This window comes from Odoribacter sp., assembly GCF_985060555.1.
In genome coordinates this window covers 1-25,378 of sequence record NZ_CFKYFN010000017.1, presented here as the reverse complement: position 1 = coordinate 25,378, position 25,378 = coordinate 1, and the positions used below count along the sequence as shown (strand labels likewise).

The window sequence follows — 25,378 nt, the reverse complement described above, 5'->3', positions numbered from 1 at the left end:
TTTGCGGGGGAATACCTAAAGATACAAAAAAGCCAACTAATTCGCAACATTTTATGTATGAATTAGTTGGCTGATTTTATAGTATTTACTGAATGTCCCGAATTATCTCCGGGGACTCGAAAGAGAAAATAAACGATATGCCCGTTTGGAAAACCCGGAAACCGAAGAACCTCAGATTTTCAATTTGTTCGTCGAAGAAGAGACAAACCAAATGCTGCAGACTGCCATCGGCCAACTGCCGGAACAAAGTGCCCGAATCATCCGTCTGGCTTTATCCGGTTTGGAAAACAAAGAAATCTCACGTCTGCTGAAAGTATCGGTCAACACGGTGAAAACCCTCAAATACAGTGCAATCCGAAAATTAAGGGAACATTTTCAAAAAAAAGCTATTTAACAAATCAAAGTCCGGTTCTAACGGAAAAACTTCAACCTGTTAAATAGCTTTTCTATCAGGCAAACCCTAATTCTTAATTCATCCGCATAGCTCTCATAACTTTACCACCGCTTCGTCTCTCTCCTTCTTTATTATATTTTTCTTCTTCCATTTTGGATTTATCAGCACCAAGCGTATCCCCTATTTTGGTTTGCAGCCGGGCTTTAGAATTCATCAGATTGGCTTTTGTAAAATAATCGGAAGTATTCAGGCATACTTCGTCAATCCACTTGATACCTTCCTCTACTAATGCCTTATCGTCGCAAAGTGTCAGGGCCTCGATATTGTTCTGGAAATAATGCTGGTCTGCTCCAGCCCGGAACATATTATAACTCAACACTTCCTTCATTTTATCCAGCATACCGCGGAAATCCCCTTTACGGATATAAGCAGCCGTATAAAGCTGTGCCAAAGCAGCCGGAGCCCCGGCATAATCGACAGAAAGCAAGTAACCGATCAGTTCTTCGTTCCGTTTTTCATCAAAAACCTGATCCATACCCGGACGCCAAGCTGCCAGTCTCATGGTTGCTCCCATAATACTGTTATCCAGCTTATAGTCGACCACCTCTTTACCGGCCACGGCATAAAATTTGTCCCGGCTCTGCATGACTTTTTTCAAAGGTTCTGACAACGGATCACTGACATACTTTTTCACCAGCTCCCAATTCTCTTTGGTAGCCAACTGTTCTTCTGAAAGCGAATTCAGGTATTCGGCTGCCACCTTACCCTGCTCTTCGGCCATATAGGCAGCGGATAAGGCAGCCAGATAGGCAGATAAAAACTGTTCACCTCTTTCTCCGGCCTCATAACGTTTGATCATGGCGCTCAGGTTATTCTGCGGATCGTTGGCCAGCTTGGCTCCTGCAATCAGCCAATCGGCCGATCCGGCCCCTACCATCCGGTGCACCACCTGTTGGGTGGCCGGGTCTACAAATACCAAGGTAGGAAATGCTTTCACCCCGAACCGGTCTTTCAGGATCACTCCGTCGGCATCCTTCTCCATATCGTATTTGGCACATACAAAATTGGCATTGAAATAATCCGCTACTTCATCCCGGGTAAATACATCTTTAGCCAGCATCTTACAAGGACCGCACCAGGAAGTGTAACAGTCCACAAAAATCAGCTTCTTTTCCTTTTTAGCTTTTTTGATGACCTTTTTCCATTCTCTGGTCTGTTCAAAACCGATACTCCGGTTCTGAGCCTCCACTCCCATCATCACTCCTGCCATTAACAGGGTCAATAAAAATAATTTTTTCATATGTATATTCTTTTTCAATGTAAATAATCCGATACTCCGTAGAGTGTGTCAAATTTACCTAAAATTACATTCCCATCGCCGGCATGGCCACGCTCTCCTTCTTTTTGCCGCTCACCATCTCCTCCAATTTATCCATCAATGCTTTGTCTCTCAGATTTTTACCGACGATCCGTCCTTCCTGATCCAAGACCAGAATATAGGGAATTCCAGAGAATTGATACAATTTCATCACATCCTTACCGGCCTTAGGAGCCTGCACCTGAGCCCAAGGCATATTTTCCTCTTTCATTGCTTTCCGCCAGGCGGCGCCATCTTTGTCGATAGAAACGCTCAGGAATTCGACACCCTTTTTGTTATAGGCCTCGAAAGCCTCTTTCAAATGCGGAATTTCAGCCCGGCAAGGACCACACCAGGACGCCCAGAAATCCAATACCAGAATTTTTCCTTTAAAGTCTTGAGGTCCTAAGTTCTTGCTCCCATCCGGAGTCGGGCATGAAAATTCGGGAGCCACTTTCCCCTCGGTAAGACTTTCACGCAAAGCTTTTACCTCGGCCATATCCGCTTTATATTTTTTCAATGGCGCATAATCCGGATTTTTAGCTTCCAATTTGGCCAGAACCTTTTCAACCAGCTCCGCATTCTCGTTTCCGCGCAACATCGGCAACACCGCCAGCACACTGTTCCGGTCAGCATAATGCTCTGCGATATACTTGATCCGGGCTCTGGATTCATCGCTCAGCATATCATAAAATTTCATAGAAGTTTCCTGTTTTGCCTGGTCATCCAATCCCTGAATCCGATACACACCCTGCGAAATCCCGATCATTAGCTGATAACCCCGGTAGCCATCCCAGTTCATCAAATTCATCACTTCATTGTTAGGCCCACCATTGATATACACATACGGTGGATTCTTGATCTTGATCCGGGCCGTATCCATACCACGGAAATTAATTTCCAAATCCTCATCCTCTGCCCAAAACTGTACGGACTGCCATTTCTGGCACTCTAACGTATACACACCGGGACGATCCACTTTCATGGTAAACCGGTAAGTTCCGTCCTTATTTACCTTACAGGAGTCGATAATGGTCTTGTCAAAACCGTTCCGTTCCACAATCTCCATGTTATACTGATTATCCGGAAACTGCACCTTCCCTTTAATGGTGATCGTCTTCTGTTCAGTAGCAGCACAAGCACCCAACAACAGGCAACCGCCCAACACAACACTAAAAATCTTCTTCATATTCTATTTCAATTGTTTATTTGCTTTCTTTATAATCTTGTTTCAAATCATTGGCTACTCTTTCAAAATAAACCTTGAATGACATCGGTCCTTCTTTCGATTTTGCTGCAGCATCATCAAACCATTGAGCTGCCTGCATCCTCAATGCAGAGTCCTTGCACCCCCGGTTGATCCGCAATCCCCAGTTATATAAAACGAGATCACCCACTTTCCCGTTTTTCAGCTGTTCACTGCCAAGCGCAATATAAGTCTTCCAATCCCCCAATTTTTCGGCATTGGTCATGCGGGCATTTTCAATGATATCCGTTTTTCCGTCCACATCCGCTTTGGACAGACGTTTCACATATTTTTTAAAACCTTTTTGGTCGTACACAACTTCTTCTCCCTCTCCCGTGACATAGCGATTGGCCCCCAACGTCCAGACTTTCCGAATTTTTGCCTTAACTTCCTTTTCTCCGAAAAGTCCGGCAAACTCATTCCGGTTGTCGTACACATACCGGAAAATATCCGAATCGACATCGTTAATGTATTTGTTGAACATATCCCAGTTCGCTTTTTCTTTCAATTGTGCCCGCTCTATCTTCCCTAAATAATCCAAAGCCACTTTTTCAGCCTCGGCCGCCTGATTACCCATATCCAAAGCCGTCAGGTAATCTTCGATAAACTGAGATTCCCGGTTTCCCTGTACGTAAAGCGTTTGCAAAGCAATCAGTCCTTTCCCTTCCAAAGCCAATTTAGCCTGGGCGATCAAAGCATCCGCCGGCATGCCGCCTACAACACAATGTTGCAACCCGCCATTACCGTCGATGAAATTCAAGGTCGGGTAGGCCGATACCTTATACTGTTCTTTCAGTTCCATCCCCTCACCTTTCTCCATATCCACCTTTACATTCACAAACTTCTCATTAAAGAAAGCAGCCACCTCCGGATCGGTAAATACCTCTTTCGCCAACATCTTGCAGGGTCCGCACCAAGAGGTATAACAATCCATGAAAATCAGTTTGTTTTCTTTCCGGGCCTGTTCCAAAGCCTGTTGCCAGGTCCCTTTGAAGAAGACAATGCCTTCCGCTTTTTTCAATGCCTCCTGCCCATAACCGATGAAAGCATCGGCTTCCGTATAACCACCTCCCGCATGAACCAGTTTGCCGTTTCCGTTCAGGAACAGGAAAGCCGGATAGCCACGTACCGCATATTTCTCCGCCAACTCTTTTTCTTTCCCGAAATCAATTTTCAGATTGATGAAATTCCGGTTATAAAAATCGGCCACTTTGTCCAGGGTAAACACATTTTTTCCCATCATGACACAAGGCTGGCACCAAGCGGTATAAGCATCAATGAAAACCAGTTTATTTTCTTTTTTAGCTTTTTCCAATGCTTCTTTCAAACCGATTTCCTCAAAGACAATAGAACGTTTGTTGTTTCTCTTCACTTCGGCCTGCTCCCAGGCCTTTTTCCCTCTTTCCAGGAAAAGTTCCGGATTTTTAGCCAACAGAAACGGACTGACCGTACCCAAAATATCACCGTTCGGCATGAAGAAACCATAGGTCGGATACATATTCATCACCAATTTCGGAGCAAACTCTTTCCCAGCCTCAGAAGCCATATCGATACGGATGGCCACCACATGCTGTTTACAAAATTCCAGGTTGGCAGCAACCTTCTGCCATACCGCCTCTTCCTTGTCTTTTTGTTTCCGAGCCTCCGGTGTAGCGGGTTCCCGCATGGCATCCACCAAAATAATCTTATTCTCTTTCTGTGCCAACTCCGCAGCCTGTTCCCACGTCAGGTTTTGAAATACTGTTTTTTGGGCATTCCCTGTCAGTGACAACAATACCAACATCACTCCTCCCAACCATTTCATCCCAATCCTTTTTCTGTTCTTCATAATTTCATTGTTAAATTTAAATGGATAAGACTGTCACAAATAAATGCAACAGTCCCTCCATAATCATTATTTATAAAACATATCCCTGATAAGTTTGAATCCGGTATATTCCAACGGTTCTTCCAGCAACAGACCCGACATCTCATTGAATACAGCCTTGTATACTTTCCCTTCATCTCCTTTTTGTGTCGCTACAAACAGCACTTTGCCCGTCATAACGTTGTCCGAAGGATTATTGTAGATCTTGATTTGGCTGATCCGCTCACCCGCTCCGACCGTCATACATTCCGTAGCCTCCTCTTTACCGTTACGCCAAGCGTACACTTTGGTATCCGTAGCATAAAACAGGACATTTCCCCTAATACCAAAAACAAACTGTTTCGCCTCACTCATATCGGTCAAGTTACCCAGGTTCTCACACGCAACAGCCACCGGCTCAGTCGCTGCCAAATTAGCCCGGAACAGATAGAAATCACCGGTTGTCTTATGCTTCATAACTAAGCAAGTCTCGCTGTCTTTACCCTCGTTCATATATACGTATTCCAAATCCGGATCAATGGCAGCCGTATTGAAAGCTCCTCCGGCAGATACCGGTGCCGCCAAAGCTTTAGATCCGGAAATTGTGATAAAACGATTGTTTTTGGTATCAAACAATACCGCACAATTATCATGGCCGCTTATCCGCACCGGGGCGATGGCCGGAGCCGCCACATAATCATCCACTCCTTTCGCCTCCGAATACTGACTTTCACCCATCATGATATAAGCAATCGCATACACTTTATGATTATTCACCAATACATCCATACGGCGATGATCGGTTTCATACACATGTGCCTGAGGATTAACCGCATCCAATGTAACGACAGAATTGAACAATCCGGCATAGGTTGCATCTTCTCTTTCCTTGTAGGTAGAAGCATCCATAATATATGCGCCTTCATCCGAATATACATATAGATTCGAAACCGACGAATTTGTACAAATTCCGATAAACCGGGCCCCTTGCATTTTTTTACCACCATTATTCACGGAAAAATAATCCTTCACTACCTGTCCATTTCCTCCCTCCACGATGTCTTTGTCGCGGATGATCTGCAAATCGCCGTTTCCAGCCGCATCTTCGTCCAAAACAATCCAACCGTTCACAGCCGAAATGATAAATTCAAACCTTTGTTCATTCTGCGCTCCGGTTTTCTTATTGATAACCTTATATACCAACCAATAATCGCGCGGACTGTCTACTATACGATAATCCAAATTCCGGGTCATCGCCAAAGTATCCCCTTGTTCATAATGCTGGTACGTTCCTTGCGGCTGCTGGGGATAACGGTACCAAATAAATTCGTAATCCTCAGCCGTCGTACCTTCCTTAAATTCTAGTTCGGGAGTTAATTGAATATGTTCATTTTCCAGGCAGACCAATTTATCCCCGTTATCCGTCACACCAGGTATTGCCTTTATAACCGCTTCCCCAATCTCTTTGTAATCGTAGTTTCCCTTGTCATCAAAACAGGATGTCAGTAAAAACATCGCCAAGACAAAAGAAAATCCTATATATCTGCAAATTTTCATAACATGTTAATTATAAATTAATAGCCATTACCAAATCTCATGACCTGTCCGTCATCATCCAACCTCGGATCTTTTTCCAGAATTTCATTAAATTTACTAGCCAAATTCATATATCCCATACCAAAATTTCCCTGATAAGGCCCCAAATCCACAGTTCCCAACTGTTCAAATACAAATGCATATTTAGCCTGCGTACATTTGCCCAACCAATAATCAGCAGCCCAACCTGAGGGATCTACCCATGCCGTCGGGAAACCAATCATCATTTTGACTAATACTTCATCATACACTCCTCCGGCAAAATCTCCGGTCGGATCAATCATTAAGTCGAACATCAACGGCTCCGTCGTCAAACCTTCACGGAATACTTTACACTGAATTACCGTATCTAAACGCCCGGCTTCCAAAGTTACTTCCATCGGCAATTCGAAATTGGTTCCGGCAACAGCCGTATGTTCCTTGCCAAAAGCAAATTTCAAAACCCGATCCTTATCGGAATGTTCGCCCTGTACAGCCAATTGGATATCAAATGTTTTTTCCAAATCGATTCCCCCCTGAACAAAGGTACCATCGCCGTCAATCGTTATATTGACTGCCGCCGGTCCGGTGTAAAAATCGATCTCATCTTCCGAGCAAGCCGTAAGCAAGCCTGCGAACCCTAATATTCCTATTAATAATCTCTTTTTCATAATGCAACATTTACGTTATTGACGTTGTCCCAAATTAATCTCATCATCCGGCATCGGAAGCACATAGACAGCATTGGCAGTAGCAATCATTTTGGTATTCATCCGTTTGTGATAAAAAAACACCTGCCCTTCACCGATCATTTCCCGGTAATATTCCCTTTCCAATTCCTGTTGTAATTCCTCTTTGCTCAGATTCTTTACTTCCGTTAATCCCCGGTGTATCCGCAGTGTATTCAACAGTCCGAGTGCAGCCGGCATATCCGTATCTTTCAACGCTTCTGCCGCAATGTAATACATTTCTGCGATCCGGATAGCCGGCATCCGGTCCCGTTTCGGACTTACATATCCCTGACCCGATACGTACTCTCTATCCATTTGCCAGAATTTGGTCAACACATCCGTAAAACCGCTGTAAGTCTCATAAAGATTCACACGGTAATCGTCCGCTTCATACAGTTCATCCGGCCGTAACCGTTCCGTCAATGGGGTCGATATCTCCCGAAAATACGTTTTGATGTAATCTTCCAATTTTGTTGCATTAAAAGCAAACAGATGTTCGGAAGAGAATGTCCTGTCCCTCAGATTCACTACGGTCGTCGTGATATCTTCCAGCTTTACCCAAGGGAAAAGGCCTTTTTCCTGTTGTGCCAGAATGACTTCATGTGCTGCCTCGTATGCCATCGTCTTGTTTTGGGCATAAAGAGCAATCCGGGCTTTCAGTCCCAAAGCGGCATAATAATTCAGGTGGAAATTCCGGTTAGCCAAATAACCGTTATCCTCTCCCGCAACATCAGCACCGGTATAAACCGGATCCTCTTTCAGTAATCCTAAGGCGTCATCGACATCTGCCAAAGCCAATTCGACAAATTTGGCCGGTGTCAGCTGAGGAGCTATAGCCGGGACAGCTTCGCGTACATATGGAATTGCCGGCTCGGCTTCCGCTGTAAAATCGTATGGAGCAAACAAGCGTAAAAGATCGAAATGCATATAAGCCCGTAAAGCCAAAGCTTCCCCTTTCACCACTTCATAATAATCACCCAAAACTTCCCGTTTCAGATCTGTATATTGGATCAAGGTATTCACATTCGCTATGTTTTCATACATCTTATTCCAAACAACGTCGATCAACGCCTTGGACACACTCTGCTCATAATTATAATTCAATAAATAATTGTAAGCTGAATAATTTGTCTTCAAAGTAGCTCCATCTCCCCATTCCTGTCCCAATACGCCTACCATACCGAATGTCATTTCCCGGCCATAAAGCCCGGACTGGGATAAACCGATGTACACTCCGGCCAAAGCCGATTTAAATCCGTCTATCGTAGAGAACAATTCCTCCGCCTCTTCTTCCGTTTTGGGCTTCACGTCCAGCCAATCATTGCACGAAGTGGCACTCAACAAACCCGCAACCAGCAGGAACACCACTTGCAAACGGTATATGTTTTTCTTCATCATATCTGTTTTTCTTAGTTATAATCATTATTATCCGTTAGAAAGTAGCCTGCAAAGAAAAAGAACATGACCTCGCAAAAGGATATTCAATTCCTCTTTCAGCCTTAATGGTAGAAGTCCGGAATACGTCATTCATGTAGAATTGCAATTTCAAGCGTTCAATCCCACTCTTCTTCAAAAAATTACAATACCTGAAATCGTACCCGACATTCAGAGAGGTCATCTGCAATTCCCGGACATCCTGCACAAAGCGGGAAGTCGGACGGGTCAAAGCATCATTGGGATTGAACCGGCGGTATTTGGCAGGCACACCGGGAGTTGTCCAACGATCGTCAAGCACCCGCTTGTCCACATTGTACTGGATATCCACATTCTCTACTTTATCCACCAAGGTCTGGTTGTAATACTGACCGCCCAGTTTGTAATAGAAAGACGTATTTACACTAAAACCTTTATACTCGAAGTTAAAGCCAAAGGTACCGCTCAATTTAGGCTGTTTGTCGCCTACGACCACCTGATTTTCAGCCTTCCATCCGTAAACCATTTTTCCGTCCAAATCCAGGAACACTTCTTTTCCGGTAGCAGGATCGATTCCCAAGGAACGTACCGCCCAGATTGCATCCATAGACTGGCCTTCGGCATACCGTACAGAGGGTTTGGTTATGCCGGAATTTTCCTCTAAATTCGGATTTCCGCCGCCACCGTTGGCTTTCTCTTTGTCACGCTCATTGTTCATTACAGACAATGCATCCGAAATCTTGGTGATCCGGTTTTTATTGTGCATACCGGAAGCAAAAACGGAAAGATACATGGCTTTGTCGTTATTTTTCAACACCCGGTAATTTACTTTAAATTCAACCCCCTTGTTTTTGGTTTCGCCCAAGTTCTCCGTATAGGAAGAAAAACCGGCAGAAGGCGGCAAAGATACCGGAGTCAGCAGGTTCTCGGTATTTTTCACATAATAGTCAAATGTCACATCCAAGGCATCAAACAAGGTCAGGTCTACTCCGAAATTATTGTCCCGGGTCTTTTGCCACTGCAAGTCCGGATTGGCCAAGCCCAGCAAATAAGAACCGATGATATTATCATAGACCTCATTGTAATATTTATAGGTAGCCATAGCCTGGTAGGAATTGAAGTTCTGAGAGCCGGAATATCCGGTGGATGCCCGGAATCGCAACTGATCCAATCCCTCCAAATCTTCTAAGAAATGCTCCTTGTGTACGTTCCAGCCGATACCTGCCGACCAGAAGTGTCCCCATCTTTTATCGTTTCCGAACAGAGAAGAAGCATTTGCCCGATAAGTCGCATCCAATAGATAACGGTTATCGTATGAATAGTTGGTCGAAATCAACGCACTGGTTTCCCTGGCCAGAGACTCGCTTCCGGTTGGTGCACCGGTAGCATATTCCTTGGCATGAGTGATGTAATCCATCTTATCGTTGGCAAAACCTCGGGCCGCAAATTCCACTGAATTGTATTTCTTTTCGCTGAAACTCCACTGTGCATTGACGAATACTAAGTGACGGCCAAATTCTTTGGAATAGTTGGCGGATAAATCCGCATTGTATTCAAAGTTCTTTCCGTTTCCCATACTATAGCTGCCTCGCTCAAAATATTCTTCAGAATTAATGTCTATATCCTTAAACATGGTATGATCGCGCGGATAGAAAACTTCAGACTCATCTTTCCGGTTAACGATTCCCAAACGGCCCTTGAAACGCATACCCGAGAATGCCAGCCATTCTACATAGAAATTATTGGTGATGTCTGTATAGGAACTCTGGTTCTTGGTATTGATACTCGCATTCGTCAATGGGTTATAAATCGGTTTGGTCCCTTGATAATTGGCAAGCTCATAATCCCCCATAATCTCTTTAATGGAACCGTCTTCGTTATAAGCCCTCCAATAAGGATTCAAACGGGCATATTCGGAAAAATTACCATAAGGAGATTCTTTAGCCTTATTAAAGGTAGCCGACAGTTGTTCCTGGAAAATCAGGGATTTGTAGCGATATTGCAAATTAAAGCCAACTGAAATCGTCTGCCGGTTAGAACCTTTCATAACACCGGCCACATCGTTGTACTGAAAATCCACACCATAACGTACGGCATCGTCTCCCCCCTCGAAAGTCAAGGAGTGTTTATGCCCGACACCAACCCGAAGCGGTTTGCTCAACCAATAGGTATCTACTCCTCTTAACACCTCATTATAATAGGAATTGTACTTTTCGTCAAGTTGCTGTTGTTCTATCGGATTACCGCCGGTAGAGGTATAAACGCCCGCCCTTTTTTCTATTTCCAATTTCTCCGCTGCATTCGCCAGATTGTAACTGGAAAGATCAGGCATCTGAAGATTCAGGTTCCCGGTATAAGAAACCCTCATTTTCCCTTTTTCCGGTGCCAAGGTTTCAATCACAACCACACCGTTCGCACCTTTGGAACCATACAATGCCTTGGCCGTGGCATCTTTCAACAAGGTAATGGAAGCCACCCGGTTCATATCCATATCCATCACTTTTTCAATGGTCTGTTCAAAACCGTCTACGATAAACAACGGCTGATTCGGATTGGTCTGGTATTTATCCTTCATATCCGTAAAGCTGGAAGCTCCCCGCATCTGGATTTCCGGAACCCGGTTCGGGTCAGAACCGAAATCATTGTTCTCCAACACCTGAAAAGAGGGATCGATATTTTTCAACGATTGCAGGATATTCTGATTGCCTACCCGCTGCAGTTCTTCTTTCTTTATCGTAGTTACGGCACCGGTGTAGCTGTCTGCTTTACGGGTAAACATACCGGTCACCACCACTTCCTCCATTTCCGAGGTCTGAGGTTCCAAATAAACTGTAACCTCATTGCTTTTCCCTAGTGTGATCTTTTGGGGAGCATAACCGATAAAGGATACTTCCAATTCGGTATTGTCTTCCAACACCGACAATTGGAAAGCCCCGGTAATATCAGTTGCAGTACCAATGTTCGTACCTTTGATTTTCACTGTTGCACCAGGCAGCGGCTCGTGATTTGCCTTGTCCAACACCTTACCTGTGATTTTCCGGGCTTTCTGCTGAGGCAACTGCTGTTCCCCTTTGCGAATCACCACATGATTGTTCACAATGCTGTAATTTATACCTTTGCCTCTCAGGCAATAGTCCAAAATATTACCGATTTCTTCATCCGTAAAATTCACATTCACTGTCCCTAACTGATCCACATCCTGCGTATTGTATACAAAGGCCAGATCCGTCCGTTTCTCAATCTCCGCAAACAGCTGCTTCATGCTGACATTGTCCATCTTTATACTTAAACGAGTCTGCTGGGAAAATCCGTTTGCCTGTATCTGCAAACAGAAAAATGTTAAAATTAGAGAAAGTTTAGTCATAAGGCATAATTTTCTCACTTTTTCTCTTGGATAACAAATACCCTTAAGTTTTTTTTTCATACATTTGAAATTTAGTTAATAATTGGTTTTCAATTATGCTTAAGAGAGGAAACCGCACACGGCCAAATGGACGGTTCCTCTTTTTTATTTAGCCAACACAGTCACATTTTTTCCATGGGTTGCAAAATCCAGCCGCCCCGTTCTTTTCAGTATATCAAAAATATCTTCCACCCGGTCGAATTTCCGTAGTTTCGCTGTCAAGGTCATCTGCCTCAACTCCTCCGACTGACAATCATAGGTAAAATCATACCAACGAGACAATTCCTTCATTATATCCTCCAAAGTTTTCTCCCGATAAATAAAATAACCATCCTTCCAGGCAGTATAAAGATCCGTATCCACCTCCCGAACCCGAATCCCGTCCGCCTCTATGACAGCCTGTTGTCCCGGCGTCAGATCACATTCCCGTCCTGCATCATGAATCCGGACAGCACCTTTCACCAAAGTAGTTGCCACGACCTCATCCTGATAATTCCGGACATTGAACTCTGTCCCTAATACAGTGATCCGGGAATCCCCAACACAAACGACAAAAGGCTTGCCCGCCTGTTTGGATACCGAAAAATAAGCCTCCCCTTTCAAGTGTACTTCCCGCTCATGTTCCGGGAAATGTACAGGATAATGCAATTCAGACTCCGCATTCAACCATACTTTTGTTCCGTCTGCCAATACCACAGCATATTCTCCGCCCCGTGGAGTAATCAAACGGTTATATTCTCCGGCTGTTTCTTTTGCATGCTTTTCTCCGTATACCAGTGTATTCCCTTCTTTTTTCACTGTCGTATTTCCAGCCAACAAGGTCTCTTCCGCTTCATCTCCCAACACCACTTTTTCATCGGAACCCAACACCAGAATGGCTTTTTTCCCTCCGGGCTCGATATTTCCTTCCACAACATACGCCTGATCTTTGTCCTGATCACGACGCATAAAAACATAACCGACAGCAATCATCAATACCACCAAAGCAGCATATCCGGCTATCCGGGTCCATAAAAACAAATGTTTGACCGACATTCGGTGAAACAGACGATGTTCTACTTTCTTCCAAGCCTCCTCGGTCTGGTAACGCTGTACACATCCGGCTTGTATCCAATCTTGTCTGTATGCATGAAATAGAAGAAAATGCTGCTCTGATTCTTCCAGCCATTTTTGCAGGACCAACAACTCCTCTTCAGAAGCTGTACCTTCCAGAGAACTGATGATCAAGTGTTGTATATCGGTTTCGTTATCTTTAAAATTGTCCATAAATACTGAAATTTGTATCTAAGACAACTCTATTTTTAAAACTACTTACAGATTTTTGAAAAAATATGACTTTTTCAGTTAGAACAGTGACAACAGTCAGACTTACCCCCTTCATCTCACGGCAGAGTTAACCGACAAAGAAAATACAAGTGGAAATTTGCAGCAATAGAAAGCCGGACTCTCCGGATTATTTCCAGGAAGAATGATCTTTCTCAAATCAAGACTAGTCTGCAATTCAGTGATAACGTAAGTCGGAGGTGTTCGTGTTCGGGGACCATTGGAGCTTTGGCGAGTGTCATCTTGCTTTTTCTGAACGCCCGACCGGTGGTGTCTGAGCGAAGCGAGTTCCGCCGGTCAGTGATAGACAAAGCTAGACGACCGACAGAAGCGACCGGGTCGACAATTCCGATCACCGGAGACGAATTGGTAACGAAATAAACCTACGATAAGTTTACGAACTTTATCCCCTGGTCTAAACCCTTTCTCCTCTAAGAAGGAACAACCAAAATATTGCGCTACCTCTCAAATGGGCTAATTCTTCCCGCAGACGTTTCATAGCCCGGTAAAGCTGAGCTTCCACCGTACGTACAGAGATTCCTAATTCAACCGCGATTTCCTGGCTTTTTTTACCGGAAAACCGGCTGAGAAGAAATATTTGACGACATTGGAAAGGCAAACCATCGATTGCCCGATTTATTTCTTTAAACACGATTTCCTGATTTTCTTTATCTATAAAATACTCTATGTTGTTTTCATCTTTAGAACCCTGTTTTTGAATAAATTCCCAGAAAGCCAATTTTACTTTTTCATGTTTTAACGAATTGAGAGCAGCGTGATAGACAGAGCGATACAAATAAGCCTTCATCGATTCCCGGATATCGATCTCTTCCCTTTTTTCCCACAGCATACAAAATAAATTCTGTACAAGGTCCTCCGCCATATCCCGATCCCTGACAATAGATTCGGCATAAAGACACAAACGCACATACCACATCCGGAACAATTGTCCAAACGCTTTCTTATCTCCCCTGACAATTGCCTTTATCAAAACCTCTGTATGTTCATTTACCTCCATGGATTCCAGAAAAACGTTCGATTAATTTAGTCGAAAATTTATCTGGTGACAAAGAAAAAAATTTAATGCAAGTAATCCAACAATTTACGACGGATTATTTCGAAAAATTCTTCTAAGCGTCTCTTCAGACAATACTCCATATCGTTACAAGAATCCTCTGGACAAGTATTCAAAACGATTACATCTTGTATATATAGAAAGGCAATTATATATATTTACACTTATAGAGGTAGGTCTATTCCGTTACTAGTTCGTCTGCGGTAATCGGAATTGGCGACCCGATCACTTCTGTCGGTAGTCTGTCTTTTTCTTTCACTGACCGGTGGTGTCTGACGGAAACGTAACGTAAAGTTTTTTTGCGAAGTGAGGAACTCCGCCGGCCAGTGAGTTCTTCTCTTGCCCGGAAAAACAAAAGATTTTGTTTTTCCGGGCAAGAGAAGAACCGATGAAATCAACGGAAGCCTTACCGGACTGTTCCAGGCGAACCGGTCTGACGATATAAAACCCGGAAGCGGAATAGAAAAAAATAAATCTACATTTAGGGTAAACATGTATATAAACACCAAAATTTATTCTTCAACAAACTATATCGAATCGTTTAAAATATAAAATAACAAGACATTTTTTCAATCATTCCGTAGAAACACCAGAAAGAAAGAGGTCAAAACTAAAGAGCTATGTTAGAAACATTGAATAACTGGATTATTTCTGCGAACGATTGGATTTGGACATACCTATTAATTATCCTTCTGATTCTGATCGGTTTATATTTTACGTTTAAAAGCCGTTTTGTACAATTCCGCTATTTCGGAGAAATGTTCAGGTTATTAGGCCAGGGAGTCAGTAACGGCAAAGGTAAAAATTCCGTTTCTTCGTTCCAGGCTTTCTGTATAGCGACCGCCTCCCGGGTAGGAACGGGTAATTTAGCCGGAGTAGCGACTGCCGTTGCTTTAGGAGGGTCCGGGGCTGTTTTCTGGATGTGGGTACTGGCCCTGATCGGTTCTGCCTCGGCTTTCGTCGAGTCGACTTTAGCTCAAATTTATAAAGAAAAAGGTGAACGCTCATTCATCGGAGGCCCCGCCTTCTATATCGGAAAAGGACTAAAAAAGAAAGGCCTGGCCCTGCTTTTCGCCTTCATTATTATCATCACTTTCGGCTTGGTCTTCAATTCCGTCCAAGCCAATACCATCGCAATCGCTTTTCACGAGATATACGGAACCGGCCAATTAGGTCCGGCCATCATCCTGACCTTTTTCACGCTAATCACTATTTTCGGAGGGATACACCGGATAGCACGGGTAGCGGGTATCATCGTTCCGTTTATGGCGATTGCCTATATTTTAGTGGCCTTATTCATTTTATTCAATCATATGACCGCTATCCCGGCCCTGATCGGCCATATTTTCTCCAATGCTTTCGGAATAGAGCAAGTTGTCGGTGGAGGACTCGGGGCAACGATCATGCAAGGAGTAAGGCGAGGCTTATTTTCCAACGAAGCGGGGATGGGTTCCGCTCCCAATGCTGCAGCCACAGCAACCGTTTCCCATCCGGTAAAACAGGGGCTGATACAAGCCCTGAGTGTATTCACCGACACCATTGTCATTTGTAGTTGCACCGCTTTTATCATCTTACTTTCGGACCTTCCTCTCGATGGAACCTTGAAAGGCATTCAACTGACCCAGGCCGCCGTCGGCCATGAAATCGGTCCCTTCGGAGCTCAGTTTATCGCTTTCTGTATTCTTTTATTCGCCTTCAGTTCGATTGTCGGCAATTATTCCTACTGTGAAACCAATTTGTTCTTTATATCACGGCATCCGGCCGGTCTGCAAATCTACCGGATAGCCGTCGGAGGAATGGTGTTTTTCGGTTCGGTAGCCGGTTTGGACATCGTCTGGAATCTGGCAGACCTATTTATGGCCCTCATGACCCTGATCAACCTGATCGCCCTCATCTTTCTTGGTCATTTAGCTTTAAAAGCCCTAAAAAACTACAACGATCAAAAACGCCGGGGTATCAAAAGCCCGGTATTCAAAGCCAGCGATATCCCGGAAATAGAAGACCAACTTTCCGAATGGAAGTAGTGCTGAGCGTGAATCTTATTTTATTGTTAAAATAGCGCATTCTTCTTATAACGATTCCGAATATCTGATTTCATTTTTTAATTTTGTGACAACATTTATAAAAGTCAAATTCTTAAAATAGAGCATCATGAAAAAAGTTATCAATTCACCGAAAGCACCGAAAGCGATCGGTCCTTACAGCCAAGCTATTGAAGTAAACGGAATGATCTATATCAGCGGTCAGCTGCCCGTAGACGTAAATACCGGTAAATTCGCCGAAGGCGGTATCCAGGAACAAACCGAACAATCTTTAAAAAACATCGGTTATATTCTCGAAGCTGCCGGTTGTACTTATGATAATGTAGTAAAAACTACCTGTTTGCTAAGCGACATCGCTAATTTCAAAGCCATGAACGAAGTCTACGCAAAATATTTCACCCAGGATTGCCCGGCTCGTGCTGCTTTTGCCGTAAAAGATCTGCCTATGGGAGCTTTGGTTGAAATCGAAGTCGTAGCTGCCAAATAAGTAGCATACGACATTCCGGTTGATCAGCGTTCTTTCTTCCTAATCAAGTTTGAAGGACCGCTGATCATTTTTATATCTTCGCCGTCATTCCCAGATAAACCCCGATAAAATAAGGAATCAGCCATACCCACCAAACAATGACACTGAAACGGCTGAAATTGCGTTTCGCCCGGGCGGAACCTTTCCGAAATGTCCAGAAAGCCCACAACGCATGAATCGCCATTAGAAACACGGCAATACTACCTAAAACAGCATGTAAACGGTTGTCCTGACCGGTAAGCCGTACCAGCTCTGCCATAAAAGCAGTACCGACAAAATCACACACCAAACCTAATCCAAAAGCAGTCACGTGCCACCCTTTCAAACGCCCCTGTATACGTTCACTCCATACCCCTACGGAATAAAAGATCAAAGCCATTGAAATAATAACGATCGCAGCCAACAAAAACTCATCATCATACGTTGTCAATCCCATGTCATTTGTATTTACTTATAACAAATACGCACAAACCGACAAACATGTTTCTGACAATCCAACTAACTTTTATCCTCATAAGTCGTCAGCCATTGCTTCAATTCAGTGGTCCGGTTCATCCGGTCCATAGAAAATTCCTGACTACGGATATCGATGACCTCGTATAATTCGATGATCTTCCGATAGAGGATCGCCTGAATCCCGGCATCTGTCAGCCTCCGGGCATCCCGGTAAATCAATTCGGTCAACATTTCCAATTTATAGATCGGATCGTCTGCAAAAAAAGTCGTGATCTCTCCGGTATCGGCCTGAATAAACCAATCCCGGTCTTTGTTGAAATAAGAAGCATACATTCCGGCATAAGGCGACTCGTCGTTCATCTGGCGCTTACCGTCCCGGACATCGTCCAATTCCTCGAAGAAAGTCTTTATAACTGTGGCTATCAAATCTCTTGCTAACATAGTGGTTTCGAGTTGCTGAATTTTAGGTAAAGATATAAGCTTTCGATTAAAAACGATAGTTTTAAAGAAAAAATTTATCTGCCTGATTCTTTGCATCCAACTATTTTCTTTATAAATAATCTCTATAAATTTATAAAAATAAAGTATTTGTTTATTATTTTTATATGCGTTAAAATTGCAGTATAAAAGTGCGATACTAAATCATTTTAATCAATAAGACTATGAGTATTAAAGGAACGAAAACCGAACAAAATCTGTTAAAATCATTTGCCGGAGAGTCACAGGCCCGGAGCCGTTATACTTTTTTTGCCAGTGTAGCTAAAAAAGAAGGTTATGAACAAATCGCCGGTGTTTTCATGGAAACTGCCGAGCAGGAAAAAGAGCACGCGAAGAAATTCTTCAAATACCTCGAAGGGGGAATGGTAGAAATTACCGCCAGTTATCCGGCCGGTATAATCAGTACGACAGCTGAAAATCTGAAAGCAGCCGCCGATGGAGAGAATGAAGAATGGGCAGATCTGTACCCGGAATTTGCTCAAATAGCACAGGAAGAAGGTTTCCCGCAAATCGCCAATACTTTCCGTCAGATTGCAAAGGTCGAAGCCGAACACGAAGCTCGCTACCGCAAACTACTGGAACGGGTAGAAACCGGTAAAGTTTTCGAACGGGATGAAGAGATCGAATGGCAATGCCGTAATTGCGGATACGTATTGAAAGGCAAGAAAGCTCCGATGAAATGCCCGGCATGCGAACATCCTCAGGCTTATTTCGAACCGAAAAAAAATAATTATTAAGAATTTAACAAAACAATGTAAATTATATTAACCCGGCAGCGCTATTTACCGGAAAATATCAAATTTATATCGTTTGCAAGCCAAAAAGAGTCGTTAAAAACGGCTCTTTTTTATTTATTTCTTATAACTTTGGCGGCATCGTGGGGATTATATTTTAATCTAAATAAAAAACTATGACTGAAAAAATTTACAAACTTTTGAAAGACTCTCCTGCTATGCGCTGGACAGCCTTGGTATTATTAGCCTCGGCGATGTTCTTTGCCTACATGTTCGTAGACATCTTATCACCTCTACAGGCCATGCTGCAAGAAACAAAAGGCTGGGACCCGGCAGCCTACGGGACCTATCAGGGAAGTGAAACCTTTTTGAATGTATTTGTTTTCTTCCTGATCTTTGCCGGTATTATCCTGGATAAAATCGGAGTACGTAACACCGCCTTACTATCCGGCGCCTTGATGGTAATCGGTGCTTACCTCAAATACTGGGCCGTATCCGACGGTTTCACCGGAGGGGCTACCGATGAATATCTCAAAAATTTCTGGAATTTCTTCCCTTTCTATGAAGGCATGCCTTCTTCGGCTAAAATGGCTGCTTTAGGCTTTATGATCTTCGGTTGTGGGGTAGAAATGGCAGGTATAACCGTATCGAAAGGTATCGTCAAATGGTTTAAAGGTAAAGAAATGGCTTTGGCGATGGGACTGGAAATGGCTATCGCCCGTATCGGTGTTGCAGCAGCCGTACTGATCTCTCCGGCAATCGCCAATATGGGAGGTGTAAAAGATGTGTCCCGCTCTGTTTTATTCTGTGTCATCCTATTGCTCATCGGTTTTATTGCTTTCTGTGTCTATTTTGTCATGGACAAAAAACTGGAAAAACAAATGGGAGAAAGTGGAGAAGAACCGGAAGAACCCTTCCAAATCAAGGACCTGGGATTGATTTTTTCCAGTAAAGTATTCTGGATCGTCGCCTTACTGTGCGTGTTATATTATTCCGCGATTTTCCCATTCCAGAAATATGCCATCAATATGTTGCAATGTAATCTGGATTTTACAGCCGAAAAAGCAGGTATGATCTTTTCTGTATTTCCCTTAGGAGCGGCAGCCATTACACCGCTATTAGGTAACTTCCTGGATCGTAAAGGGAAAGGTGCTTCGATGTTAATCTACGGAGCTTTTCTGATGATTATCTGTCATCTGGCTTTTGCCCTGGCCTTACCGGCTTTAAAAGGCAGTATTGCCGGGCCGATCGTCGCTTTCACCTCTATCGTGCTGTTAGGAATTTCTTTCTCTCTGGTACCGGCTGCGTTATGGCCCAGTGTTCCCAAATTGGTAGACAACCGTCTATTGGGTTCTGCTTATGCCGTGATATTCTGGATTCAGAATATCGGTTTATTCGCTTTCCCGATGATCATCGGGAAAGTATTGGCAGCAGTAAACCCCGGTATCGAAGATCCGTTGCAATATAACTACACCGTTCCGATGCTGATTTTCGCCAGCCTCGGCGTATTCGCACTGTTCCTGGGTCTGTGGTTAAAAGCAGAGGACAAGAAAAAAGGATATGGTTTGGAATTACCCAATATCAAGAAAGATTAGAAATAAGAAATGATAAATCAGATAACGGGAATTACGATGTAATTCCCGTTATTTTTTGTAAATTTGTTGAATAGTTGCAAAACAAGTAAATGATGAATAGAATCACTCAATTATTCGGTATCGAATATCCCATCATCCAGGGAGGAATGGTATGGTGCAGTGGCTGGCGGCTGGCTTCGGCCGTAAGTAATAACGGAGGTCTCGGTTTATTAGGCGCCGGCTCGATGCATTGCGATACGTTAACGGAGCATATCCGCAAGATGAAAGAGGCCACTGACCGCCCATGGGGGGTAAATGTGCCGTTACTTTATCCGGAAATCGATAAACTCATGGGAATACTAGCGGACGAACAGGTAAAGATCGTGTTCACTTCTGCCGGTAGCCCTAAAAAATGGACTTCTTTTTTGAAATCTCACGGTATGACGGTCGTTCACGTCGTCAGCAGCGCCTCATTCGCTCAAAAATGTGAAGAAGCCGGATGTGATGCCATAGTTGCCGAAGGCTTCGAAGCAGGAGGACATAACGGACGGGAAGAAACCAGTACGCTGACTCTGATCCCGAACGTCGCTGCTCATTGCCGCCTTCCGCTGATCGCTGCAGGGGGTATCGCTTCCGGTAAAGCAATGCTGGCCGCCATGATATTGGGAGCCGAAGGGGTACAGATCGGAAGCCGGTTCGCCGTAGCTACCGAATCGTCCGCTCATCCGAATTTCAAACAGCAGGTGTGGAAAACTCCTGAAGGAGGGACGATGCTGGCCCTGAAAAAAATAGCCCCAACCCGATTGATTAAAAATGAATTTTACGAACAAGTCAAAACACTGGAAGACCAAGGAGCAGACTCCGATACCCTGAAAGAGCTGCTGGGCAAAGGAAGAGCTAAACAAGGGATCTTCGAAGGCAATCTGGCAGAGGGCGAACTCGAAATAGGACAAATCGCTTCGATGCTCAAGGGCGAAGAAAGTGTTGCCGAGATCATGCAGGACTTGCTCCGGGATTATAACCAAAGTATAAGCCGATGCAGCAATTCAGTCTCCTTCTGACTTCCGGCAAAATAAAAATAATGATATACCATGATCCAATTTTCCCGTCATATTCTCGATAATGGCCTGACAGTTATTTGCCATACCGACAAAAGTACCCCTTTCGTCTCGGTAAACGTACTTTATAAGGTCGGTTCACGCAATGAACAAGCGGACAAAACCGGTTTCGCCCATTTATTCGAACACCTGATGTTCAGCGGTTCCACTCATATCGAAGACTATGACAAACATGTGCAGCTGGCCGGGGGAGAAAGCAATGCCTACACGACCAATGACCTGACCAACTATTACATCACCATACCTGCCTCGAATATCGAGACAGCTCTTTGGCTGGAATCCGACCGTATGGCAGGTTTGAACCTTTCGCCATCTTCCCTGGATATACAAAAACACGTCGTTATCGAAGAATTTAAACAACGCTATCTGAATAATCCTTACGGAGACCTATGGCTGAAGCTGCGTCCCCTGGCTTACAAAGTGCACCCTTATCGATGGGCTACGATCGGAGTATCGCCGGAACATATAGAAAGGGCAACTCTGGAAGATGTCGGGGCTTTTTTCCGGCAATTCTATGCACCCGACAACGCAATCGTCAGCATCTGCGGTAATATCGCAGAAGACAAGGCTTTAGAGTTGGTAAAAAAATGGTTCGGCGACATTCCACCAGCCCACGGACCGGTTAGTCACATCCCTGCCGAACCCCGGCAAACAGAGGAACGCCGTTCGATCGTCCCGGATAACAATGTGCCGGCAGACGCTATTTATAAGGTATTTCACATGGGTGGACGGGATAGCGACGATTTTTATGCCTGTGATATCATCTCCGACATTTTATCCAACGGGCAATCTTCACGTCTCTACGTCAACCTGATCAAAAACCAACGTTTATTTTCCGGTATAGACGCCTATGTCTCGGGCGACCGGGATCCGGGATTATTCATTTTCAGTGGTAAACTATCCGAAGGTATCGACATCCGTCAGGCAGAAGCGGCAATAAACCAGGAAATCGAGCATTTTATAAAGGATGAAATTACCGTTCGGGAGGTGGAAAAAATCATCCATAAAACCGAAGCCCGTATCTCTTATAGTGAAATCAGCTATCAAAGTAAAGCCAGCAATCTAGCCTTTTTCGAGTTTCTAGGAGACGTCGACCTGATCAATACAGAAGGTAAACGTTATAACGATATTACGGTCGACAAAATCAAAACTACTGCCAGGGAACTATTCCGAAAAGAAAATTGTTCTACCCTTTGGTATCTGAAAAAATAACTGTTTTCACGACAGAAAAAGATAATCTAAAACCAAGCCTATGATGCCCAACCGAAATATAGCCCCAAGAATAACTCCGCTATCCACTCCGAGTCTCCTGCCCTACCAATGCCTGATATTGGCCAACGGAACAGAAATCTTTTACCTGAACGATCCATTACAGGAAGTTTTTAAAATCGACGTTGTCTTCGAGGCCGGAATCTATTATCAATCCCAACCCCTGGTTGCCTCGACTACAGTCAATATGCTGAACGAAGGCACATTGCACCATTCAGCAGAAGCAATCGCCGACCAGTTCGACTATTACGGGGCCTATGTGGATTTCAGTTGTGGCCTGAATAAAACCGAAGTAAGCCTGCTTTCCCTGAATAAATATGCCACAGAAACATTGACCATGCTGGCAGAAATCATTACAGAAAGTAATATTCCGGACAAAGAACTCGAGATATACCTGACGAATAAACGCCAGGAATACTTGGTCAACCTGGAAAAAACCAGCTATCTGGCCAAACAAAAATTTTCCGCCCTGATCTTCGGGGAAGATCATCCCTATGCCAACCGGATCGAGGAAAGTGATTATCAACGAATCACCGTTTCCCTCATCCGCGATTTTTATCACCGGTATTATCAAGCCGGACAATTCCGGATTTTTATTTGTGGTCATGTAAACGAAGGACTGTTAAATACGGTAACCCGTTTATTCGGAAATCTTCCCATTCCGTCCCCCGGGAATATTTCAAAAGAACAACCGTTTCATGCAGCTCAACCAGGCCGTTATCATGTATCCAAAGAAAACTGTGTCCAATCCAGCATCCGCATCGGTAAATCCAGTGTACGGCTGACAGACGACGATTATGCCGGTTATATGCTTTTGAACACAATTTTGGGTGGTTATTTCGGCTCACGCCTGATGTCGAATATCCGGGAAGAAAAAGGATATACTTACGGGATCGGCTCTTTCAATGTCTCTCTGCCCCAAAGAAGTTATTGGAGTATCACCACCGAAGTCAATAACGAATATACAGAAGCAACGATCGAGGAAATCTTTAAAGAAATACACAAACTCCGGACAGAAACAGTACCTGCCGAAGAACTGAATCTGGTGAAAAATTATTTATACGGCGATTTACTCCGTGAATTAGACGGGGTATTCGCTCAAAGCGATTCCTTAAAACATAAACTGAATTACGGTTTGGACAATAGCTTTTATATCGGGATCATTGAAAAAATCAGACAATGCACCCCCGAAGCGATACTGGAATTGGCCGACAAATATTGGAACCCTGAAGAGATGTATATCGTCACTGCCGGACAACCTTAACCTACCCGGTAAGGGACAGGAGATCGGCCGGAAGATGGAAATACATGATTCGTTTGGTATAGTTTTTGTTTTCTAATTATCAAACAACTAAATAATAAGACCATGAAAAAACTTATTTTTATTTCGTTATTATTCTCTATTCTGTCCCTCTCTGTTTCCGCACAGAAACCCACCAAGGCAGAAAAAGCAGCGCAACTGGAACAAGAATTTCAGCAGACCCGGCAATTGATTGAAAGCAATCATTTCCAATTCGAACTCAACCGGGTATATCCCCAGGATGGCCAAGATCTCAGCCGTTTCAATCCCAGAGGTAAGTTCGTTATTACCGACTCGGTCGCTAAAGGTACCCTTCCCTTTTTCGGCCGGGCTTATTCCCTTCCCTACGGTGAAGGCGGAGGCATTGAATTCGACGGGGTGATGAAGGACCAATCCCTGAAAATCGAACACAAAAAGAAAAGAAAAATCCTGATTTACCGTTTTTCTATCACCGCCAAAAACGATACATACCAGATTTCCATGGAAATTTCAGGAGGTGGGAATTGCTCGGTAAACCTGAACAGCAACAATCGGGCACAAATTTCCTATTCCGGGACCGTCAGTCCGGTTAAAGACGAAACAGGAAAGTCGTAAAAATCGTTCCCCGGACAGTGCAACCCGATATCGGAATTACCGTACAACTGAGAAATAAATCTTTATGGTATGGTAAAATTCTTTTTCACCGGTTTGCTCTTCTGGGGTATCTTTCTCTCCCCGACAGCCCAAAACAACCAACGAATCACCAATTTCGGCATTATAAAAGAAAAAGTCGACAGCAATCGGTTCAAAATGCAATATACGATTGCAACGACTCATCACACTTTTTATCTACAACCAACCACTCCCTACAGTGACCAAAATATTCGGATCGCTCAAGACAGTGCATTCGTAATTATCCGCGACAGCATCGCTGCCGGATATCTACCGTATTTCGGAAGCGGCTATTCTATCCCCCAAACCGGAAACAGAGGAATCGTTTTCAGTAATACGATGCAGGATTTGACCCGACAAACACGCGGAAAAGGAAGACGCCAGAGTATTTTCTATCAATTCAGCGTCGTCGGAAAAAACGATACTTATAAACTCAGCATAGATATCAGACACGACGGCACTTGTTACCTCTTCATCAACAGCCTCAAACGCAGCCCAATCTCCTACACCGGACAAATCGTGGAGCAGGGATAGAGTTGCTGGGGTAATAGAGTTGCTGAGTTACTGAGTTGCTGAGTTACTGAGTTACTGAGTTGCTGAGTTAATTGAGTTGATTGAGTTATTGAGTTGATAAGTTATTGAGTTGATAAGTTGTTGAACTGATAAGTTATTGAGCTTCTAATGTCATGATCTACAACTATTTAGTTGTAAATATCCTCTGTAACTTTTGTTCCCATTTAACTCTATTAACTCAGTAACTCTATTAACTCAGCAACTCTATTAACTCAGCAACTCTATTAACTCAGCAACTCTATTAACTCAGCAACTCTATTAACTCAGCAACTCT

At 43.8% G+C, this 25,378-nt stretch carries 21 protein-coding genes; 10 read left to right on the top strand and 11 right to left on the bottom strand.

All coding sequences use genetic code 11. The features are described from left to right. Nucleotides 1-145 precede the first annotated feature (145 nt). Nucleotides 146-394, top strand: coding sequence for an RNA polymerase sigma factor (locus AC5RDS_RS02225; RefSeq protein WP_228026164.1), 249 nt, complete (start codon nucleotides 146-148; stop codon nucleotides 392-394). A 73-nt stretch (nucleotides 395-467) separates the two neighbouring features. On the opposite strand, the gene AC5RDS_RS02220 is transcribed toward AC5RDS_RS02225, so the two are convergent. The 9 genes from AC5RDS_RS02220 to AC5RDS_RS02180 form a co-directional block, all read right to left on the bottom strand. Further along, nucleotides 468-1,694, bottom strand: a complete 1,227-nt coding sequence (locus AC5RDS_RS02220; protein WP_013611944.1) for a thioredoxin family protein — start codon at nucleotides 1,692-1,694, stop codon at nucleotides 468-470. Nucleotides 1,695-1,758: 64 nt separating this feature from the next. Then, nucleotides 1,759-2,940, bottom strand: coding sequence for a TlpA disulfide reductase family protein (locus AC5RDS_RS02215; protein ID WP_013611945.1), 1,182 nt, complete (start codon nucleotides 2,938-2,940; stop codon nucleotides 1,759-1,761). 16 nt (nucleotides 2,941-2,956) lie between these two features. After that, nucleotides 2,957-4,825, bottom strand: a complete 1,869-nt coding sequence (locus AC5RDS_RS02210) for a thioredoxin family protein (RefSeq protein WP_049782869.1) — start codon at nucleotides 4,823-4,825, stop codon at nucleotides 2,957-2,959. Nucleotides 4,826-4,891: 66 nt separating this feature from the next. Beyond that, nucleotides 4,892-6,400 (bottom strand): PKD-like family lipoprotein, encoded by a 1,509-nt coding sequence (locus tag AC5RDS_RS02205; protein ID WP_013611947.1) that lies wholly within the window; start codon nucleotides 6,398-6,400, stop codon nucleotides 4,892-4,894. Nucleotides 6,401-6,417: 17 nt separating this feature from the next. Continuing rightward, nucleotides 6,418-7,089, bottom strand: a complete 672-nt coding sequence (locus tag AC5RDS_RS02200) for a DUF4843 domain-containing protein (protein ID WP_013611948.1) — start codon at nucleotides 7,087-7,089, stop codon at nucleotides 6,418-6,420. 15 nt (nucleotides 7,090-7,104) lie between these two features. After that, nucleotides 7,105-8,547, bottom strand: coding sequence for a RagB/SusD family nutrient uptake outer membrane protein (locus AC5RDS_RS02195; protein ID WP_013611949.1), 1,443 nt, complete (start codon nucleotides 8,545-8,547; stop codon nucleotides 7,105-7,107). 34 nt (nucleotides 8,548-8,581) lie between these two features. After that, complete coding sequence (locus tag AC5RDS_RS02190) at nucleotides 8,582-11,890, bottom strand: SusC/RagA family TonB-linked outer membrane protein (RefSeq protein WP_167535992.1); 3,309 nt, start codon at nucleotides 11,888-11,890, stop codon at nucleotides 8,582-8,584. 180 nt (nucleotides 11,891-12,070) lie between these two features. After that, nucleotides 12,071-13,231, bottom strand: a complete 1,161-nt coding sequence (locus AC5RDS_RS02185) for a FecR family protein (protein ID WP_013611951.1) — start codon at nucleotides 13,229-13,231, stop codon at nucleotides 12,071-12,073. A gap of 472 nt (nucleotides 13,232-13,703) precedes the next feature. Then, complete coding sequence (locus AC5RDS_RS02180) at nucleotides 13,704-14,306, bottom strand: RNA polymerase sigma-70 factor (RefSeq protein ID WP_046403343.1); 603 nt, start codon at nucleotides 14,304-14,306, stop codon at nucleotides 13,704-13,706. Between the two features lie 677 nt (nucleotides 14,307-14,983). Here AC5RDS_RS02180 and AC5RDS_RS02175 point away from each other — a divergent pair. Then, complete coding sequence (locus AC5RDS_RS02175) at nucleotides 14,984-16,387, top strand: alanine/glycine:cation symporter family protein (RefSeq protein ID WP_046403342.1); 1,404 nt, start codon at nucleotides 14,984-14,986, stop codon at nucleotides 16,385-16,387. A 127-nt stretch (nucleotides 16,388-16,514) separates the two neighbouring features. Beyond that, nucleotides 16,515-16,892 carry a RidA family protein gene (locus AC5RDS_RS02170; RefSeq protein ID WP_013611955.1) on the top strand — a complete coding sequence of 126 codons (378 nt, stop codon included), beginning with the start codon at nucleotides 16,515-16,517 and terminating at the stop codon, nucleotides 16,890-16,892. Nucleotides 16,893-16,962: 70 nt separating this feature from the next. On the opposite strand, the gene AC5RDS_RS02165 is transcribed toward AC5RDS_RS02170, so the two are convergent. Together AC5RDS_RS02165 and AC5RDS_RS02160 are read right to left on the bottom strand one after the other, a co-directional pair. Beyond that, nucleotides 16,963-17,367, bottom strand: coding sequence for an HsmA family protein (locus tag AC5RDS_RS02165; protein WP_013611956.1), 405 nt, complete (start codon nucleotides 17,365-17,367; stop codon nucleotides 16,963-16,965). Between the two features lie 62 nt (nucleotides 17,368-17,429). Then, on the bottom strand, nucleotides 17,430-17,828 hold the full coding sequence (locus AC5RDS_RS02160; RefSeq protein ID WP_288562114.1) for a hypothetical protein: 399 nt from the start codon (nucleotides 17,826-17,828) through the stop codon (nucleotides 17,430-17,432). Nucleotides 17,829-18,049: 221 nt separating this feature from the next. Between AC5RDS_RS02160 and rbr the strand changes: the two genes are divergently transcribed. The 7 genes from rbr to AC5RDS_RS02125 all read left to right on the top strand — a co-directional run bounded on the left by rbr (nucleotide 18,050) and on the right by AC5RDS_RS02125 (nucleotide 25,065). Further along, the gene (rbr, locus tag AC5RDS_RS02155) at nucleotides 18,050-18,622 is read left to right on the top strand and encodes a rubrerythrin (RefSeq protein ID WP_013611958.1); all 573 of its coding nucleotides are present in this window, start codon (nucleotides 18,050-18,052) and stop codon (nucleotides 18,620-18,622) included. Between the two features lie 173 nt (nucleotides 18,623-18,795). Continuing rightward, entirely contained in the window at nucleotides 18,796-20,214 is a 1,419-nt protein-coding gene (locus AC5RDS_RS02150; protein ID WP_013611959.1) for an MFS transporter, read from the top strand. 92 nt (nucleotides 20,215-20,306) lie between these two features. After that, complete coding sequence (locus AC5RDS_RS02145; RefSeq protein WP_172720314.1) at nucleotides 20,307-21,254, top strand: NAD(P)H-dependent flavin oxidoreductase; 948 nt, start codon at nucleotides 20,307-20,309, stop codon at nucleotides 21,252-21,254. Between the two features lie 30 nt (nucleotides 21,255-21,284). Beyond that, complete coding sequence (locus tag AC5RDS_RS02140; protein WP_118104256.1) at nucleotides 21,285-22,523, top strand: M16 family metallopeptidase; 1,239 nt, start codon at nucleotides 21,285-21,287, stop codon at nucleotides 22,521-22,523. A gap of 40 nt (nucleotides 22,524-22,563) precedes the next feature. After that, nucleotides 22,564-23,844: a M16 family metallopeptidase gene (locus tag AC5RDS_RS02135; protein ID WP_175315660.1), complete on the top strand. Its 1,281-nt coding sequence runs from the start codon at nucleotides 22,564-22,566 to the stop codon at nucleotides 23,842-23,844. A 102-nt stretch (nucleotides 23,845-23,946) separates the two neighbouring features. Continuing rightward, nucleotides 23,947-24,474: a DUF4251 domain-containing protein gene (locus AC5RDS_RS02130; protein ID WP_013611963.1), complete on the top strand. Its 528-nt coding sequence runs from the start codon at nucleotides 23,947-23,949 to the stop codon at nucleotides 24,472-24,474. A 69-nt stretch (nucleotides 24,475-24,543) separates the two neighbouring features. Further along, complete coding sequence (locus tag AC5RDS_RS02125) at nucleotides 24,544-25,065, top strand: DUF4251 domain-containing protein (protein WP_195305583.1); 522 nt, start codon at nucleotides 24,544-24,546, stop codon at nucleotides 25,063-25,065. Nucleotides 25,066-25,378 lie beyond the last annotated feature (313 nt).